The sequence below is a fragment of the Candidatus Thioglobus sp. NP1 genome, assembly GCF_003326015.1.
Taxonomy (GTDB): domain Bacteria; phylum Pseudomonadota; class Gammaproteobacteria; order PS1; family Pseudothioglobaceae; genus Pseudothioglobus; species Pseudothioglobus singularis_A.
In genome coordinates this window covers 582,149-597,617 of the sequence record NZ_CP023860.1, presented here as the reverse complement: position 1 = coordinate 597,617, position 15,469 = coordinate 582,149, and the positions used below count along the sequence as shown (strand labels likewise).

General features: G+C 35.6%; 15 protein-coding genes. 8 read left to right on the top strand and 7 right to left on the bottom strand.

Features of this window, described 5'->3' with window-relative positions; translation table 11 throughout:
• Positions 1 to 171: 171 nt before the first annotated feature.
• Positions 172 to 1,092: a class I SAM-dependent methyltransferase gene (locus CRN91_RS03090; protein WP_114114982.1), complete on the bottom strand. Its 921-nt coding sequence runs from the start codon at positions 1,090 to 1,092 to the stop codon at positions 172 to 174.
• A gap of 100 nt (positions 1,093 to 1,192) precedes the next feature.
• Between CRN91_RS03090 and CRN91_RS03085 the strand changes: the two genes are divergently transcribed.
• The gene (locus CRN91_RS03085; protein ID WP_114114981.1) at positions 1,193 to 2,860 is read left to right on the top strand and encodes a glutamine--tRNA ligase/YqeY domain fusion protein; all 1,668 of its coding nucleotides are present in this window, start codon (positions 1,193 to 1,195) and stop codon (positions 2,858 to 2,860) included.
• Here CRN91_RS03085 and surE read toward each other — a convergent pair.
• The 5 genes from surE to lptG all read right to left on the bottom strand — a co-directional run bounded on the left by surE (position 2,854) and on the right by lptG (position 8,478).
• Positions 2,854 to 3,600, bottom strand: coding sequence for a 5'/3'-nucleotidase SurE (gene surE, locus CRN91_RS03080; RefSeq protein ID WP_114114980.1), 747 nt, complete (start codon positions 3,598 to 3,600; stop codon positions 2,854 to 2,856). The two genes, CRN91_RS03085 and surE, sit on opposite strands and share 7 nt — an antisense overlap.
• The gene (clpA, locus tag CRN91_RS03075; RefSeq protein ID WP_114114979.1) at positions 3,600 to 5,819 is read right to left on the bottom strand and encodes an ATP-dependent Clp protease ATP-binding subunit ClpA; all 2,220 of its coding nucleotides are present in this window, start codon (positions 5,817 to 5,819) and stop codon (positions 3,600 to 3,602) included. Before clpA ends, surE begins: the two co-directional genes overlap by 1 nt.
• A gap of 94 nt (positions 5,820 to 5,913) precedes the next feature.
• Positions 5,914 to 7,020 carry a trimethyllysine dioxygenase gene (locus tag CRN91_RS03070; protein WP_114114978.1) on the bottom strand — a complete coding sequence of 369 codons (1,107 nt, stop codon included), beginning with the start codon at positions 7,018 to 7,020 and terminating at the stop codon, positions 5,914 to 5,916.
• 71 nt (positions 7,021 to 7,091) lie between these two features.
• Positions 7,092 to 7,391 carry an ATP-dependent Clp protease adaptor ClpS gene (locus CRN91_RS03065; RefSeq protein ID WP_114114977.1) on the bottom strand — a complete coding sequence of 100 codons (300 nt, stop codon included), beginning with the start codon at positions 7,389 to 7,391 and terminating at the stop codon, positions 7,092 to 7,094.
• A 4-nt stretch (positions 7,392 to 7,395) separates the two neighbouring features.
• Positions 7,396 to 8,478, bottom strand: a complete 1,083-nt coding sequence (gene lptG, locus CRN91_RS03060; protein ID WP_114114976.1) for an LPS export ABC transporter permease LptG — start codon at positions 8,476 to 8,478, stop codon at positions 7,396 to 7,398.
• A 48-nt stretch (positions 8,479 to 8,526) separates the two neighbouring features.
• Between lptG and guaA the strand changes: the two genes are divergently transcribed.
• The 5 genes from guaA to CRN91_RS03040 all read left to right on the top strand — a co-directional run bounded on the left by guaA (position 8,527) and on the right by CRN91_RS03040 (position 14,281).
• Entirely contained in the window at positions 8,527 to 10,101 is a 1,575-nt protein-coding gene (gene guaA / locus CRN91_RS03055; protein WP_114114975.1) for a glutamine-hydrolyzing GMP synthase, read from the top strand.
• Positions 10,102 to 10,287: 186 nt separating this feature from the next.
• The gene (locus CRN91_RS03050) at positions 10,288 to 11,181 is read left to right on the top strand and encodes a toxin-antitoxin system YwqK family antitoxin (RefSeq protein ID WP_114114974.1); all 894 of its coding nucleotides are present in this window, start codon (positions 10,288 to 10,290) and stop codon (positions 11,179 to 11,181) included.
• A 183-nt stretch (positions 11,182 to 11,364) separates the two neighbouring features.
• Entirely contained in the window at positions 11,365 to 13,125 is a 1,761-nt protein-coding gene (locus CRN91_RS03045; RefSeq protein ID WP_114114973.1) for a toxin-antitoxin system YwqK family antitoxin, read from the top strand.
• A gap of 32 nt (positions 13,126 to 13,157) precedes the next feature.
• Positions 13,158 to 13,280, top strand: a complete 123-nt coding sequence (locus tag CRN91_RS08710) for a hypothetical protein (RefSeq protein ID WP_256372115.1) — start codon at positions 13,158 to 13,160, stop codon at positions 13,278 to 13,280.
• 278 nt (positions 13,281 to 13,558) lie between these two features.
• On the top strand, positions 13,559 to 14,281 hold the full coding sequence (locus tag CRN91_RS03040) for a methyltransferase domain-containing protein (RefSeq protein ID WP_114114972.1): 723 nt from the start codon (positions 13,559 to 13,561) through the stop codon (positions 14,279 to 14,281).
• Between the two features lie 26 nt (positions 14,282 to 14,307).
• Here CRN91_RS03040 and CRN91_RS08745 read toward each other — a convergent pair whose 3' ends face one another.
• Positions 14,308 to 14,376 (bottom strand): hypothetical protein, encoded by a 69-nt coding sequence (locus tag CRN91_RS08745; protein ID WP_114116056.1) that lies wholly within the window; start codon positions 14,374 to 14,376, stop codon positions 14,308 to 14,310.
• Between the two features lie 113 nt (positions 14,377 to 14,489).
• Here CRN91_RS08745 and CRN91_RS08705 point away from each other — a divergent pair, with 113 nt between their 5' ends.
• Both CRN91_RS08705 and CRN91_RS03025 read left to right on the top strand, forming a co-directional pair.
• Complete coding sequence (locus tag CRN91_RS08705) at positions 14,490 to 14,612, top strand: hypothetical protein (protein WP_256372114.1); 123 nt, start codon at positions 14,490 to 14,492, stop codon at positions 14,610 to 14,612.
• Positions 14,613 to 14,842: 230 nt separating this feature from the next.
• A complete protein-coding gene (locus tag CRN91_RS03025; RefSeq protein WP_114114971.1) occupies positions 14,843 to 15,463 on the top strand; it encodes a LysE/ArgO family amino acid transporter in 621 nt (206 codons plus the stop codon).
• Positions 15,464 to 15,469: the final 6 nt, after the last annotated feature.

The following is a 15,469-nucleotide window of genomic DNA, read 5'->3' as shown; positions in this document are numbered from 1 at the left end:
AATATACACCAAATATTGTCAAAAAAAGAATCACCAACTCAGATGCGTATTTGACATTTACAATAAGCAGTGGCATTGATAATACTACTAACTGCAAAAAATTAAATTTAAAAATATTTAAGTACTTAATATTCATTAATGTTTTTCTGTTTAAAAGCCTCATAAAAATTATTAATGCTTACTAACAATAGCATCTAATATTGCCTTAGGCTCTATTTTGACAATTCGTGCATCTTGAATAATAACCCTTACTCTATTGAGCGCTTTCAAATAGCCCCTGCCTTTAAAAAAATAATTAACCCAACTCTTTTGTGTTATTAGTGACTTCGAAGACTCTATGTCATTTTTTTTGGGTAATTCAAGCTCGATAATAGAGGGCCTCCTATTAAATAAGATACGTATATTATTGTCGGAATTATCTAGATCAACGCTAACAAAATACTGACTCGCACAGGCAATTAAAGTAGTGGCGCTAAAATAATGAATATGCGCTTTAAAAAATGTGTTGCCTGGTGATTGACTAAAAGATTCAATATTTGGCACTTCGATGAACAACAAGCCGTCTTCATTTAAAAGATCATACAATTTTTTGAACGTTTTTATTGGGTCTGGAATATGCTCCATTACATGAAACATAGTAATAACGTCAAACTTACCATCAACGTCAGCTAATTGACCAGTTTTGACATTGGCTTGATATTGATCCTTAGCATAATTAGAATAACCAATATTTAGTTCTATTCCGGTTGAATCAAAACCTAACTGACTTGAAACATAAGTAAATTCACCACCACCTGCGCCAACATCCAACAGTTTTCCAGAGGCTATGTTTTTATTGGTCAAAAATCCTAAACGGTTCAGTGCTAAGTTTCCTGCCCTATAAATGTGCTTGAGCTTTGGTACAAATACTTGCTTGTAATCTTGTCGATATTCGGTTGCATAATACTGTTCAACCTGATGTTCAGTTGGGATAGGATTTTGTGAAACCATTGAGCAGGAATTACAAAAACATACAATCAGTTCGCCTTTGTTCTTTGAGTCTTTTTCCGAGATACGCTTTAAATCATTGCCTCGACATAATGCACAACTCATAATATGTTTTTTAAATTAAAGAATAATTTTATTTTACTGAATCTTCGAGCGCTAATGCAAAAAGGATATAATTTCATAGATCAATTTTTAACTAAATTCTATGAGCGATAAAGCCCCCCTAACAAAAAATACCAACTTTATTCGTAATCAAATTAATAATGATTTAGAATCTAAACTTCATAATTCTGTACACACACGCTTCCCACCAGAGCCAAATGGCTACCTCCATATTGGTCATGCAAAATCCATATGCCTCAACTTTGGAACGGCCAAAGATTATGATGGCAGGTGCAATCTAAGGTTTGATGACACCAACCCTGCTAAAGAAAATATTGAGTATGTTCACTCAATAAAAGAAGACATCCAGTGGCTAGGCTTTGACTGGAATGGTGAGGCCAAGTTCAGTTCAAGTTATTTTGATATCTTTTATAAATGTGCAGAAGAGCTCATAATTAAAGGCCTGGCATATGTCTGCTTCTTGAGTGCCGATGAGGCTCGGGAATACAGGGGGACATTAAAACAGCCTGGTAAAAATAGCCCTGATCGTGATACTAGTATAGAGCAAAATAAAGCCCTCTTTAAGAAGATGAAAGAAGGTGAGTTTAAGGAGGGTGAGTGCGTATTACGCGCCAAAATTGATATGTCATCCAGCTTTATGTGTATGCGTGATCCTACTCTGTATCGGATTCGTTTTGAGACGCATCACCAGACAAATGACGACTGGTGTATCTATCCGATGTATGATTTTGCCCATTGCATTAGTGATGCTATTGAAGGAGTGACACACTCGCTGTGCACCCTAGAATTTCAAGATAACCGTCGAATTTATGATTGGCTATTGGAGCACTTAGATGAATTCAATAAAATAGATCGCCCACACCAGTATGAATTTTCTCGCTTGAATCTAGAATATGCAACAACATCCAAAAGAAAACTGAAACTGTTGGTTGATAGTAATCATGTCTCTGGCTGGAACGATCCAAGAATGCCAACTATTTCTGGGCTTCGAAGAAGGGGCTATACTCCTGAATCAATAAGAGACTTTTCAGAGCGTGTTGGGGTTTCAAAAGTCAATAGCTTGACGGATATTTCAATTTTAGAATCTTCAATTAGAGATGATTTAAATGCAACAGCTCCTAGATCAATGGCGGTAATTAATCCAATAAAACTAGTGATTGAAAATTATCCTAATGATGAGATTGAGTCCCTTCAGGCTCCTATTCATCCTCAAAATGAAGAGATGGGGACTAGGGAGATTTTCTTTAGTCGTGAGATATACATTGATAAAGAAGACTTTGTAGAAGTGCCGCCAAATAATAAATATAAGCGACTAGCAATCAATAAAGAGGTCCGCCTCAGAAATTCTTACGTTATCAAGGCGACTCGTGTTGATACTGACGATGCTGGTAATGTAAAAACCGTCTACTGCACTTATGATCCTGACTCGTTAGGGAAAAATCCAGCAGATGGAAGAAAAGTTAGAGGCGTAATTCATTTTGTTGAATTGAGCAGAGCTATTATTGCAGAATTTAGAATATACGACCGCCTTTTTTTAGATCCAAACCCAGCAAAATTTGACGACTTATCAACCTCAATTAATCCCAACTCCCTTGAAATAAAAAATGGCTTTGTTGAGCCAAATTTATCAAATGCAAAGGCTGAAAAAGCATATCAGTTTGAACGAGAAGGCTACTTTTGTAAAGATAGTGAGTCTGAAGGACTAGTATTTAACAAAACAGTTGGGCTCAGAGATACTTGGAATCAATAATCCATTTTTTCAAGCCAATCTTTCACTCGCTTTACTTCAGAATGCTTTGTTGTATCAATCTGAAGAGGGGTTACTGAAACAAAGTTATTAGAAATTGCATGAAAATCTGTGCCCTCTGAATTGTCGTCTTCCCTCCCATTCTCACCAATCCAGTAAAGAGACGTATCCTCTTTATCCTTAATACTTGGTTCAGATTTATGCCTGCTTCCTAGGCGAGTACTCTTAATGCCTTTAATTTCGCTAAGAGGAATATCTGGAACATTAACATTAATAATGGTGTTGTAAGATAGTTCAGATTTATCAATTTGAGCAACCAATCTCTTGGCAATTTCTCCCGCTGTCGCGAAGTGATTACACTCCCAACTAGCTAGGGACATTGCAATTGATGGGAGTCCTAAAAATCGCCCTTCTATAGCACCCGCAACGGTTCCAGAATAGATGGTATCGTCACCCAGGTTGGCCCCAAAATTAATACCAGTTACCACCAAATCAATCGACTCCTTTATAAAACCACATAAGGCTAAATGAACACAATCAGTAGGCGTTGCATCTACTGCATAAATATTTTTTTCAATTTGAATTGGTTTTAATGGCCTTCCAAGAGTTAACGAGCTACTCGCTGCAGACTTATTCTCACTTGGGGCGACTACAATAACTTCCGCAATTTCACTCAGAGATTTTATAAGCTGCTTGATTCCCTTAGCCTGGTAGCCATCATCATTACTTATAAGGATTCTCATTAACTGATTGTTAGGGCAATCTTATCTTTACTAACTCCCACTTTAACAGTTCCACCAGCGCTTAGCTTGCCAAAAAGAAGCTCATCAGCCAGAGGTTTACGTACCTCTCTTTCAATTAGTCTCATCATTGGGCGGGCTCCCATCATAGAGTCATAGCCATTTTCTGCAAACCACTTTCGAGCTGCATCTGAGACGATCAATGAAACATTCTTTTTTTCGAGGACGTCTTCAAGCTCAAAAAGAAATTTATTAACTACAAAGACAACAACCTCTTTATTAAGTTTATTAAAATAAATAATTTCTGAGAGACGATTTCTGAATTCTGGTGTAAATATCTTTTTAAGTTCACCTTCATAATCAAGAGAATGATCTTGCTCATTAAAACCTATTGAAGATCTTTGAACATTTTGAGCACCTACATTAGAAGTCATAACAAGTATCACATTGCTAAAGTCAACCTCACGGCCATTAGCATCAGTAAGCTTTCCATGATCCATGACTTGTAATAGGATATTAAAAATATCAGGATGGGCCTTCTCAATCTCATCCAATAAAAGAACCGCATAAGGATTACTATTAACTGCCTCAGTCAAAAGGCCTCCTTCATCATAACCTACATAACCTGGAGGAGAGCCTATAAGCTTGGATATAGCATGCCTCTCCATATATTCAGACATATCAAATCTCAATAATTTAACACCCATAATTCTTGAAAGCTGCTTACAAATTTCAGTTTTACCAACACCAGTAGGACCCGCAAATAAAAATGATCCCATAGGTTGTTCAATCGGTGATAATCCAGAGCGTGAAAGCTTTATTGCAGTTGATAATGATTCAACAGCACTATCTTGTCCAAAGACACCCAGTTTAAGATCTTCATCTAAGTTTTTAAGAAGAGATTTATCGTCGCTATTTATCTGCCGAGATGGAATACGCGCTAATTTAGCTACAATATTTTCTATATCAGAAACTCCAATATTGACTTTTCGCTTAGACTTAGGAAGTATCTGCTGAAGAGCACCAACTTCATCAATTACATCAATTGCTTTATCAGGTAGACGTCTGTCACCAATATGTCTATGTGTTAATTCTGCAGCTGAAACCAAAGATGAAGCTGAATACTTAACTTTATGATGAGATTGATAATATTTTTTTAAACCATGAAGAATTTTAATCGTATCCTCAACTGAAGGTTCTTCAATATCTACTTTTTGAAATCGCCTAGTGAGTGCATGATCTTTTTCAAAAACTTTACGGAATTCCTCATAAGTAGTAGAGCCAATGCACTTAAGAGATCCGTCAGCTAGAGCAGGTTTAAGAAGATTGGAGGCATCTAAAGATCCGCCAGAAACGCTTCCTGCACCAATTAAAGTATGGATTTCATCAATAAAGAGAACAGAGTTTTTATCTTTTTCAAGATCTGAAAGAACTGATTTTAAGCGTTTTTCAAAATCACCCCTGTACTTTGTACCTGCAATTAATACACCGACATCTAACGAATAAATGGTAGTACTTTTGAGAATTTCAGGGACTTTACCATCAACAATTCTCTTTGCCAAACCCTGAGCAATTGCAGTTTTACCAACGCCAGCTTGACCAACAAATAATGGATTATTTTTACGACGTCTGGATAAAATCTGAACAGTTCTAAGCACTTCTTCCTCTCGTCCAAGAAGTGGGTCAATTTCACCGAGCCTAGCTTTTTCACATAAATTAGTAGTAAAAGACTCTAGAGAAGATGGCTTAGTCTGCTTTTCACCCTCAACTTTTTTTGTTTCCTCACTTGGAGTATCAGCCAGCTTTGAAGAAATTCCTTCCATCACATCTAATCTAGATATGTTGTTAAGCTTTAACATATAAACTGCATGAGATTCTTTTTCAGAGAAAATACTAACAAAGACATTCATTGCGTTTACAGAATTTTTCTGAGCAGACTGGGCTTGATAAACACTCCTTTGAAGGACTCTTTGAAACCCAACAGTTGGAACAATATCTATTTCGGCATCCTCTGAAATAATAGGCGTATGAGAATCAATATATTGATCAAGTTCAGATCGAAGTTCATCAATATTTACTCGCTTACCCCTTAGAAATGAAATAACATCATCCATGTTCAAAAGTGCGAGAAGTAAGTGTTCAACTGTAACAAACTCAAGGCGGCGATTTCTCGCCTCAGTCATAACCATATTAATTTCTTGTTGTAATCCTTGCTCAATCATAAAAAGTTGTAATAATTTATATTTTTTAATTAGTTAATTTTAACATCACTAAAAAGTTTTGACTCAAAAAAAATCAATTTTAATTATGAGGTTTTTACTGCAATATCCGAAGTCTACTTTCAAAATCTTCATGGTTATGATATCCACCACAAAGTTGACGATAACCTGACAAAGATGATCTTGCATGAAGTAATCTCCAGTTATCAAAAGTTAGGACTTTACCTGGATCCAACATGAACTCAAATTGGCGACTTGAATCATTTGCCAAATTATGAAAAATTTTATATGCATCATAAAATTTATTCATTTGATCATTTTCAAGCCTAAAGGGAGCTCTATCATGATTATTAAAACTAACTTGAATAACCTCACTTTTATTATTTATCCTAAATAAAGGTCGACGTGCTTCTAAATAGGTATCAGGCTTAATATATCTCCCTGGAATATTAACATTACACAAGATTTCAAAAGCATCAGAAAATTCATGTCGCATTTTTTCAGCAATAGCAAGACCATCAACTAATTGGTTTTCACCACCAATAGAGTCTCTTTTTATACAATGTAAAGTTTGAAGTCCTGGAGCATCATGAACATATGTTCCATCTGTATGTGGCTCAATAGCAAGCGATGTAAAAGCAGTGTCATCTGGACTATCAAGTTTATTGTCCCATACAGAGAACCCTCCAAAAATAGAGCTTCTAATATAAGCCATTCTCTCCATAAGCTCCTTTGTTGCCTCAGGAGTAGCAGGCGCTCCAGTAACTAAAACAAAGCCTACTCTTTTAATATTCATCAGCCATTTTTTTAAACCACTTTCACTCATGACTTCCTGATAAGTCATTTCTGGAAAATCTTTGATTTCACTTGGGGTATTCCAACAATTTGATGAATCTATAGAATTTGATTGAGGTAAACGGGGTTTTGCCATCGTTTCAAGTAAATCAAAAGAAAGATAGCTTTGTGTTTTATCATTCCATTCAATAAAAACATTTTTCGAATCTTCATCTAACCATACTTTAAAAACATTGTATTCAAGTGTCTTAGTAAAAGAATCAATTTGACGTTGTTTCGTATCTGGGTGAAGATCGTTTTTATTTTCACTATGATCTTTTAGCCAAAACCAAGGATAGCAAGTTAAGGAATTATTACTCCAAAAAACATTTAAGCCCTCATCTAATATTTCAACAGATTTAATTGACATACTCAGTCCTAAATTCAAAAGGTTCAGATATAACAAATTTTATCAGTTCAATAAGCTAAAAACTAAAATATTTATATTCCCAATTCTCTTAAAACAGCCATCAAAGGCTGATCATTCTTTCTAGAATACTCAATTACTTGTGAGACTTTTGTTTGAGCAACATCATATGAATATGTTCCACAGGAGGCCTCTCCATCAATGTGTATTTTAAGCATAATTGCTTCAGCAGCTTGAAACTCTTTATGAAAAAATCTCCTCAATACATCGACCACAAACTCCATTGAGGTGTAATCATCATTTAGTAAGATAACATCAAATCGATTTGGTATTTTTAATTTTTGCTTAACAGTTTTTAAATTAGCCTGACTCATCTGACTATCGAGAAGATTTTTGAAATAATAAAATTATTGAAATAAACATGACCACGATAGATGGCAATATAGAGCTCAACAAAGGATTAAAGTCCAAGCCTAGTGCCAGTGAGTTAGCAACTCTTGACAGCAATTCAAATGATAACCCAAGCGCTACTCCAAAAAATATTTTTCTCCCTAGGGTTGCATCCCTTGTTGATCCAAAGATGAATAACATTGCAAGTAAGATCATTGCAATAAGAGTTAGAGGTTGAACCAAACGCTTGTATAGTTCTACCTCAAAAACGCCTGAACGTAATTTATTATCAGATAAAAATTCAATCTGCTTAATAAGTGTCCAAGTTGATAAATCTTCAGGTTCTTTTTCTAAGCTATCTACCAAGTCCTGATCAAATGAAACAGTTTTATCGTATGAATTTCGCTCTTTTAAAGAAATACCATTAATAGAACTTGAGTCATCAATAGAAAAAATCTCACTGCCGCTCATATCTAAAGAATTGCCATCAAATATTGCAGTTTCTGACTTAATAACTCTCTCAATCTTATTCGACAAGTTAACCTCAATTACTGTAATACCACTAAACAATGTGCCATCAATATTTTTTTTAACATTAATAAAGTTATCGCCATCCCTAATCCAAAAACCCTCTTGAATAGTAGACGCAGCAGGATTTATCAAAGCTTTAGATCGACTACTTTCAGCAAAACTACTTGAAATTGGGGCTAAAAATTCTCCTATAAAAATGAAAAAAAATACAAAGATAAGAGAATTTTTTAAAGTCAGTAGCGTAATTTTTAATATAGAGGCCCCAGATGCGCGGAAAATAAGAAGCTGCCCTGTTGTTGCTAAATGCCCCATACCTAAAATACAGCCCAATAATATGATTGGTGACGCTTGCTTGTATGCAACCTCAGGCAATTGGCAAACAATATAAGTAAAAGCCGACAGGATTGTATACCTCGCCGTTCCCACAGTATTTAGCTCAGCTAAAAAGTTAAAAAAACTGTAGATACTAATCCAAACTACAAGAACAATTAATGTGTAGGTTAAAAGTGTTTTAGTAATGTAGCGATCTCTTATTTTCATTAAAATATAACTAGTTATTTAGTTGGTTTTTTTTTATTACACATTTTTATGCCAAACATTCATCATAATAAAATCTTAATACTTGATTTTGGATCACAATATACTCAACTCATTGCAAGGCGAGTAAGAGAAATTGGCGTTTATTGCGAATTAGTTCCATACGATGTCAACCCCCATTTTATTGAAAAATTTAACCCGAATGGCATTATTCTCTCAGGTGGCCCAGATACAGTCAGCAAAATTGATTCAGCCAGAGCCCCTTATATTGTATTTGACTTAAATATACCAATTCTGGGAATTTGTTATGGCATGCAGACTATGGCAGTTCAGCTGGGAGGTGAGGCCAGAAGCGCTAAAAAAGCAGAATTTGGTTTTGCAAAGATTCGCGCCAGAAATCATTCTAAACTTTTAGTTGGAATTGAGGATGAAATTAATTCACAGGGTCATGGCCTTCTAGATGTCTGGATGAGTCATGGGATAGAAGTTACAAAATTACCAGAAGGCTTCGAGTTAATTGCAGCAAGTGATAATTGCCCTATTGCTGGCTTTGCAAACAACAACAAAAACTACTTCGGACTTCAATTTCATCCTGAGGTAACCCATACAAAGCAAGGAACTCAAATTCTAGAAAGGTTTATTACAACGATCTGTCAATGCGAAAAAAAATGGACAACGGATAACATTATTGATGATTTATTGAAAAAAATAAAATCTCAAGTTGGTGATAAACAAGTTCTACTAGGTCTCTCTGGAGGAGTAGATTCATCTGTTGTTGCAATGCTTCTTGATAAGGCTATCGGTGACCAGATGACTTGTGTTTTTGTAGATAATGGCCTACTAAGGCTCAATGAGGGTGACGAGGTCATGGAAACTTTCTCTCAGAATCTTGGCGTCAAGGTTATTAGGGCTGATGCTCAAGAATATTTCTATGATCAACTCTCTGGCGAAAGTGATCCAGAATTAAAAAGAAAAATTATAGGCAGAGCCTTTATTGAAATATTCAATCAAGAATCACAGAAATTAAAAGACATTAAATTCTTAGCACAAGGCACCATTTACCCAGATGTAATTGAATCAGCAGGTGCAGCTTCAGGGAAGGCAAATGTTATTAAATCTCATCATAATGTTGGCGGATTACCAGATGATATGAAGTTTGAATTGATTGAGCCACTTAAAGAGTTATTTAAAGATGAAGTGAGAGAGATTGGAGTAAGACTTGGACTTGCAAAAAAAATGCTCTACCGCCACCCATTCCCTGGGCCTGGTCTTGGCGTTAGAATTCTTGGCCATGTAAAAAAAGAGTACGCTGATATCTTAAGGCAAGCTGACCATATTTTCATGGAGGAGCTTAATAATCATGATTTATATGATAAAGTGGATCAGGCATTTGCTGTCTTCCTTCCAGTTAAATCAGTAGGGGTTAAGGGTGATGAAAGAAGATACGATTATGTCATAGCCCTTCGCTCTGTTGAGACAATTGACTTTATGACAGCTCGCTGGGCACGACTTCCTTATGACTTCTTAGACCATGTCTCCAATCGAATCATGAATGAAATTTCTAGAGTTTCAAGAGTGGTATATGACATTTCAGGGAAACCTCCTGCGACTATTGAGTGGGAATAACAACATCATAAGAGTTTTTCTTCAATATCGTCTACAGACACTACTATGACAATATTCTTAAAATATTATCTCGATAAAGACTATAAGCAGACATGGGGCAGACTATTTTATAAGTTCTCAGACAAATACTATGCTTTTTGAGAACTTCAATAGTAAAATTCACTTCTAGTTCAAAAAGACTCTATTATGAAAAAACTACTCGTACTTCTCTTCTCGCTACTAATTTCATTTTATTTAATTTGGTTTGTATTTTTTGAGGATACTACTGTTTGTGTTGATACAGATACTATAAAAAGAGATGGTCTTATTTACCTAACAAATAAAACTAAACCATTTACTGGTAATAACTTATGTAAATATGAAAATGGTCTAAATAAATCAGAGGGAAAAGTTAAAGATGGCAAGAAAGAAGGTGAATGGACTTATTGGAAAGGGAATGGTGCGAAAACGTCAGAGGAAAATCTCAAAGACGGTAAGGAGGATGGTACAAGGGATTACTGGTATGCGAATGGTCAGAAATCGTCAGAGAGAAATTACAAAGATAGCAAACTAGATGGTAAGCAGTATGATTGGTATGAGAATGGTCAGCAAAAGTCAGAGGAGAATCTCAAAGACGGTAAGAAGGATGGCACTTGGGTTTACTGGCATGCGAATGGTCAGAAATCGTCGCAGAGAAATTACAAAGATAGCAAACTAGATGGTAAGCAGTATGATTGGTATGAGAATGGTCAGCAAAAGTCAGAGGAGAATCTCAAAGACGGTAAGAATGATGGCACTTGGGTTTACTGGCATGCGAATGGTAAGAAATCGTCGCAGAGAAATTACAAAGATGGCAAACTAGATGGTAAGTTGTATGATTGGTATGAGAATGGTCAGCAAAAGTCAGAGGAGAATCTCAAAGATGGCAAGGAGGATGGCACTTGGGTTTACTGGCATGCGAATGGTAAGAAATCGTCGGAGAGAAATTACAAAGATGGCAAACTAGATGGTAAGTTGTATGATTGGTATGAGAATGGTGATATAGAGTCAGAGAAAACTTGGCAAAATGGTGTGTGTATCATTGGGGACTGCCCTGACTAGAATGTGTCAAAGTTTGACACAGGAGACTTAGAATGAACAAAAATACTACAAATCTCATTAAATGTTGTGTCAAAGATATGTCAAACTTTTGACATTACTGAGTTTCATAAGTTCTATGTTAATCACTATACTTTTGAAGAACTTCAGAGGTAGAATTCACTTCTAGTTCAAAAAGACTCTATTATGAAAAAACTACTCGTACTTCTCTTCTCGCTACTAATTTCATTTTATTTTTATGGTCTGTTTGGTTTTTTTGAGGATACTACTGTTTGTGTTGATACAGATACTATAAAAAGAGATGGTCTTATTTACCTTACAAATAAAACTAAACCATTTACTGGTAATAACTTATGTAAATATGAAAATGGTCTAAATAAATCAGAGGGAAAAGTTAAAGATGGCAAGAAAGAAGGTGAATGGACTTATTGGAAAGGGAATGGTGCGAAAACGTCAGAGGAAAATCTCAAAGACGGTAAGGAGGATGGTACAAGGGATTACTGGTATGCGAATGGTCAGAAATCGTCGCAGAGAAATTACAAAGATAGCAAACTAGATGGTAAGCAGTATGATTGGTATGAGAATGGTCAGCAAAAGTCAGAGGAGAATCTCAAAGACGGTAAGAAGGATGGCACTTGGGTTTACTGGCATGCGAATGGTCAGAAATCTTCAGAGAGAAATTACAAAGATAGCAAACTAGATGGTAAGCAGTATGATTGGTATGAGAATGGTCAGCAAAATTCAGAGGAGAATCTCAAAGACGGTAAGAAGGATGGCACTTGGGTTTACTGGTATGCGAATGGTCAGAAATCTTCAGAGAGAAATTACAAAGATAGCAAACTAGATGGTAAGTTGTATGATTGGTATGAGAATGGTCAGCAAAAGTCAGAGGAGAATCTCAAAGACGGCAAGGAGGATGGCACTTGGCTTTACTGGCATGCTAATGGTAAGAAATCGTCAGAGAGAAATTACAAAGATGGCAAACTAGATGGCAGGTTGTATGATTGGTATGAAGATGGTCAGCAAAAGTCAGAGGAGAATCTCAAAGACGGTAAGAAGGATGGCACTTGGCTTTACTGGCATGCGAATGGTCAGAAATCGTCGCAGAGAAATTACAAAGATGGCAAACTAGATGGCAGGTTGTATGATTGGTATGAAGATGGTCAGCAAAAGTCAGAGGAGAATCTCAAAGACGGTAAGAAGGATGGCACTTGGCTTTACTGGCATGCTAATGGTCAGAAATCGTCAGAGAGAAATTACAAAGATGGCAAACTAGATGGCAGGTTGTATGATTGGTATGAAGATGGTCAGCAAAAGTCAGAGGAGAATCTCAAAGACGGTAAGGAGGATGGTACTTGGCTTTACTGGCATGCGAATGGTAAGAAATCGTCGCAGAGAAATTACAAAGATGGCAAACTAGATGGCAGGTTGTATGATTGGTATGAAGATGGTCAGCAAAAGTCAGAGGAGAATCTCAAAGACGGTAAGAATGATGGCACTTGGCTTTACTGGTATGCGAATGGTCAGAAATCGTCGCAGAGAAATTACAAAGATGGCAAACTAGATGGCAGGTTGTATGATTGGTATGAAGATGGTCAGCAAAAGTCAGAGGAGAATCTCAAAGACGGTAAGAATGATGGCACTTGGCTTTACTGGTATGCGAATGGTCAGAAATCGTCAGAGAGAAATTACAAAGATGGCAAACTAGATGGCAGGTTGTATGATTGGTATGAAGATGGTCAGCAAAAGTCAGAGGAGAATCTCAAAGACGGTAAGAATGATGGCACTTGGCTTTACTGGTATGCGAATGGTCAGAAATCGTCGCAGAGAAATTACAAAGATGGCAAACTAGATGGTAAGTTGTATGATTGGTATGAGAATGGTGATATAGAGTCAGAGAAAACTTGGCAAAATGGTGTGTGTATCATTGGGGACTGCCCTGACTAGAATGTGTCAAAGTTTGACACAGGAGACTTAGAATGAACGAAAATACTACAAATCTCATTAAATGTTGTGTCAAAGATCTGTCAAAGTATTATTCGGCACTCTACAGATCAAGCACAGCAAGGGTTGTAAAAAGTGCGACTATTGAGTGGGAGTAACTAGAAACTCTGCAACCCCACCATGAAAGGGTTTTCGAAAAGCAGACTTGGTCCAGACTTTTTCATAAGTTATTTAATTTCTCTATATATTAAAATTATATATACAGACTAAAGTACAAACTTTATGTTGTTACTCACTTTCATAAACTACTCAAGCAATTAGTGATGTCCCATCGAAACATAGTTTCCAATTTAGTGTAAAAAAAATTTATAATTAAATTCTTTTTGAAATATAGTTTGTTAGAATAACTTTTATTCAAAAAATTAATCAATAAACTATGTCAAACTTCACAGACAATGGATTATCACCTACTTCACGATATAATGACGGAAGTTATATTAAAAAAAATAACACTTATCATATTCATGACTCCCCTTGGAAAGCAGCTCAAATTGATAAGATAATTTCTCGTAACAAATTAAATATTAGCAAAATCTGTGAGATTGGTTGTGGTGCTGGTAAAATTCTTAAACAACTTTCATTCAACCCAAAATTCACTTCAACAGCTTTCAGTGGTTACGAAGTAAGTAAATCTGCATTTGATTTGTGTTTACCACTTGAGTCAGAAAACCTTAAGTTTTACCTCGAGGATTTATTAAATAAAGACATTACATATGATGTAGTTTTATGTATTGATGTTTTTGAGCACGTCGAAAACTATATGGGCTTCTTAAAAAAACTAAGGCATAAAGGAAAGTACAAGATATTTCACATTCCTTTAGATTTGTCAGTAAGTTCTTTAATTCGGAAAAGATTAATATATAGTAGAGATCAAGTAGGGCATTTGCATTACTTTTCCCCGGAAACTGCTATAGAAACTTTGAAAGATTGTGGTTATGAAATTATAGATACAATGTTTACTCTAAGTTTAATAAACTCCCCAGAGAAATCTTTTAAGACAAAGTTACTTAATTTTCCTCGTAAATTGCTATTCGCTATTTCACCGAATCTCATGTCAACTTTAATTGGTGGCGCTTCGTTAATGGTGATAGCAAAATGATATTCTGATCAGTTCTACCTTTAATCCTATGAATTATATTTATACATAGGAATACCAATGATTGCAACTTCGATGAGTAACTCAATTAGTGTCAATCCTTTTTTTTCAAATTAGACCTTTTTGAACTATGAGTTGATTCTACAGAACACAAATGCAATGTAAAATTCAATGAAAATTAGTACAAAGTCTGTATGAGGATTGATGAATTATGAATATAGCTGATGATTTAATTAACTTTGCTACCTCATTTAGGTATGAAATCGGTACTAAGTATTTCAAAAGTATTGTTAAATCAATAAGTTACAAGAGTGTCACCATTGAGTGGGAGTAGATATGGTTTGCATTAAGACATAAATACCTCAAGAAATATGCAATATTGATGACGAATTAAAAGCGATTTATCACAGTAATGATACTGTTTGTATATGGGCATTTAAAATAAGAACTGATAGAAATAAATTTATGGATGAAACTATTGGAATGCTAAAAAATGACAGAGAAATGCATTTTGAATCTTTTTACAAAGTTAGCCCCTAATTCTATCAAACTTAATTAACCATTATGTTGCCAGCTTTTTTAACAGGTTTTTTTCTTGGACTTTCTTTAATTGTCGCTATAGGAGCCCAAAATTCTTTTGTTTTAAGGCAGGGCATTCTTGGTCAGCATGTTTTTTATGTGGCTTTATTTTGTGCGCTTGCTGATGCACTACTCATTAGTATTGGGGTAGCTGGAATATCACTCTTCTTAAATAATATCATTAACCAGATATCGAACTTCCTTTTTGGTTTTTCTGCTCTTTGGTTAGCAGGTTATGGAGTTCTCAGATTAAAGGCAGTCTTTAAAGCAGATACAAAGATTGAAATTGACGCATCAAAATCAAAAGGCCTCATACCTACTATTTCAATTGCTGCAATTTTAACTTTTGCAAACCCACATGTATATCTTGATACCATGGTTCTTATTGGATCTATATCTCAACAGTTTTATGGATATTATAGAATTGCATTTGCATTAGGCGCCTGCCTATCTAGCTTCGTTTTTTTCTTCAGCCTTGCTTATGGTGCAAGATTATTACAGCCAATAATGCAGCGCCCATCGTCTTGGAGAATTTTGGACGGCCTAATAGCGCTAATTATGTTTACTATTGCCTTCAAATTAGCCTCAGCAGGAAACTGGCTATAAGGCAAT

Coding starts and splice junctions, on each gene's coding strand:
- CRN91_RS03025 (WP_114114971.1), top strand. CDS start 14,843: ATGTTGCCAGCTTTTTTAACAGGTTTTTTTCTTGGACTTTCTTTAATT.
- CRN91_RS03045 (WP_114114973.1), top strand. CDS start 11,365: ATGAAAAAACTACTCGTACTTCTCTTCTCGCTACTAATTTCATTTTAT.
- CRN91_RS03040 (WP_114114972.1), top strand. CDS start 13,559: ATGTCAAACTTCACAGACAATGGATTATCACCTACTTCACGATATAAT.
- CRN91_RS03050 (WP_114114974.1), top strand. CDS start 10,288: ATGAAAAAACTACTCGTACTTCTCTTCTCGCTACTAATTTCATTTTAT.
- surE (WP_114114980.1), bottom strand. CDS start 3,600: ATGAGAATCCTTATAAGTAATGATGATGGCTACCAGGCTAAGGGAATC.
- CRN91_RS03065 (WP_114114977.1), bottom strand. CDS start 7,391: ATGAGTCAGGCTAATTTAAAAACTGTTAAGCAAAAATTAAAAATACCA.
- CRN91_RS08710 (WP_256372115.1), top strand. CDS start 13,158: ATGAACGAAAATACTACAAATCTCATTAAATGTTGTGTCAAAGATCTG.
- CRN91_RS03085 (WP_114114981.1), top strand. CDS start 1,193: ATGAGCGATAAAGCCCCCCTAACAAAAAATACCAACTTTATTCGTAAT.
- CRN91_RS08705 (WP_256372114.1), top strand. CDS start 14,490: ATGAATATAGCTGATGATTTAATTAACTTTGCTACCTCATTTAGGTAT.
- CRN91_RS03090 (WP_114114982.1), bottom strand. CDS start 1,092: ATGAGTTGTGCATTATGTCGAGGCAATGATTTAAAGCGTATCTCGGAA.
- clpA (WP_114114979.1), bottom strand. CDS start 5,819: ATGATTGAGCAAGGATTACAACAAGAAATTAATATGGTTATGACTGAG.
- lptG (WP_114114976.1), bottom strand. CDS start 8,478: ATGAAAATAAGAGATCGCTACATTACTAAAACACTTTTAACCTACACA.
- guaA (WP_114114975.1), top strand. CDS start 8,527: ATGCCAAACATTCATCATAATAAAATCTTAATACTTGATTTTGGATCA.
- CRN91_RS03070 (WP_114114978.1), bottom strand. CDS start 7,020: ATGTCAATTAAATCTGTTGAAATATTAGATGAGGGCTTAAATGTTTTT.